Below are 2,269 nucleotides of genomic sequence, written 5' to 3'. Positions count from 1 at the left end.
ATCAACGTTCTAGTCTCGAACAACCCTTTAGGACACTTAAAGTGCCAGGGAAGACTCATCTCAGGGCTCGCTTCGCGCTTAGATGCTTTCAGCGCTTATCAATTCCGAACTTAGCTACCGGGCAATGCCATTGGCATGACAACCCGAACACCAGCGGTTCGTCCACTCCGGTCCTCTCGTACTAGGAGCAGCCCCCTTCAATCTTCCAACGCCCACGGCAGATAGGGACCGAACTGTCTCACGACGTTCTAAACCCAGCTCGCGTACCACTTTAAATGGCGAACAGCCATACCCTTGGGACCGACTTCAGCCCCAGGATGTGATGAGCCGACATCGAGGTGCCAAACACCGCCGTCGATATGAACTCTTGGGCGGTATCAGCCTGTTATCCCCGGAGTACCTTTTATCCGTTGAGCGATGGCCCTTCCATTCAGAACCACCGGATCACTATGACCTACTTTCGTACCTGCTCGAACCGTCATTCTCGCAGTTAAGCGGGCTTATGCCATTGCACTAACCTCACGATGTCCAACCGTGATTAGCCCACCTTCGTGCTCCTCCGTTACTCTTTGGGAGGAGACCGCCCCAGTCAAACTACCCACCAGGCACTGTCCGCAACCCCGATGAGGGGCCTACGTTAGAACATCAAAACGACAAGGGTGGTATTTCAAGGTCGACTCCACGCAATCTAGCGACTGCGCTTCTAAGTCTCCCACCTATCCTACACATGTAGGTTCAATGTTCAGTGCCAAGCTGTAGTAAAGGTTCACGGGGTCTTTCCGTCTAGCCGCGGGTACACTGCATCTTCACAGCGATTTCAATTTCACTGAGTCTCGGGTGGAGACAGCGTGGCCATCATTACGCCATTCGTGCAGGTCGGAACTTACCCGACAAGGAATTTCGCTACCTTAGGACCGTTATAGTTACGGCCGCCGTTTACCGGGGCTTCGATCAAGAGCTTCGACCTAAGTCTAACCCCATCAATTAACCTTCCGGCACCGGGCAGGCGTCACACCGTATACGTCATCTTGCGATTTTGCACAGTGCTGTGTTTTTAATAAACAGTTGCAGCCACCTGGTATCTGCGACTCTCGTCAGCTCCATCCGCGAGGGACTTCACCAATAAGAGCGTACCTTCTCCCGAAGTTACGGTACCATTTTGCCTAGTTCCTTCACCCGAGTTCTCTCAAGCGCCTTGGTATTCTCTACCCGACCACCTGTGTCGGTTTGGGGTACGATTGCTTATAATCTGAAGCTTAGAGGCTTTTCCTGGAAGCAGGGCATCAATGACTTCACTGCCGTAGCAGCTCGACGTCGTGTCTCAGCCTAACAAGAAACCGGATTTACCTAGTCTCTTAGCCTACGCACTTGAACCAGGACAACCGTCGCCTGGCCCACCTAGCCTTCTCCGTCCCCCCATCGCAATTATAAGCAGTACGGGAATATTAACCCGTTTCCCATCGACTACGCTTTTCAGCCTCGCCTTAGGGGTCGACTTACCCTGCCCCGATTAACGTTGGACAGGAACCCTTGGTCTTCCGGCGGGGAGGTTTTTCACCCCCCTTATCGTTACTCATGTCAGCATTCGCACTTCTGATACCTCCAGCATGCTTTACAACACACCTTCAACGGCTTACAGAACGCTCCCCTACCCAATACAGTAAACTGTATTGCCGCAGCTTCGGTTTACTACTTAGCCCCGTTACATCTTCCGCGCAGGCCGACTCGACCAGTGAGCTATTACGCTTTCTTTAAATGATGGCTGCTTCTAAGCCAACATCCTGGCTGTCTGAGCCTTCCCACATCGTTTCCCACTTAGTAGTAATTTGGGACCTTAGCTGGCGGTCTGGGTTGTTTCCCTCTCCACGACGGACGTTAGCACCCGCCGTGTGTCTCCCGGATAGTACTTACTGGTATTCGGAGTTTGCAAAGGGTTGGTAAGTCGGGATGACCCCCTAGCCTTAACAGTGCTCTACCCCCAGTAGTATTCGTCCGAGGCGCTACCTAAATAGCTTTCGGGGAGAACCAGCTATCTCCGAGTTTGATTGGCCTTTCACCCCTAGCCACAAGTCATCCGCTAATTTTTCAACATTAGTCGGTTCGGTCCTCCAGTTGATGTTACTCAACCTTCAACCTGCCCATGGCTAGATCACCCGGTTTCGGGTCTATATCCAGAGACTGAAGCGCCCAGTTAAGACTCGGTTTCCCTACGGCTCCCCTATTCGGTTAACCTTGCCACTGAATATAAGTCGCTGACCCATTATACAAA

Annotated in this window: 1 rRNA gene; it reads right to left on the bottom strand. The window is 52.2% G+C overall.

The features are described 5' to 3' along the window. Positions 1-2,269: ribosomal RNA gene (locus tag NB504_RS18410) — 23S ribosomal RNA — on the bottom strand; the annotation flags it as partial.

The sequence above is a fragment of the Vibrio sp. RM-69-4 genome (genome assembly GCF_024743775.1).
GTDB classification, from domain to species: Bacteria; Pseudomonadota; Gammaproteobacteria; order Enterobacterales; family Vibrionaceae; genus Vibrio; species Vibrio anguillarum.
The sequence above is the reverse complement of the archived record's forward strand: the minus strand, read 5'-3'. Positions and strand labels throughout refer to the sequence as shown.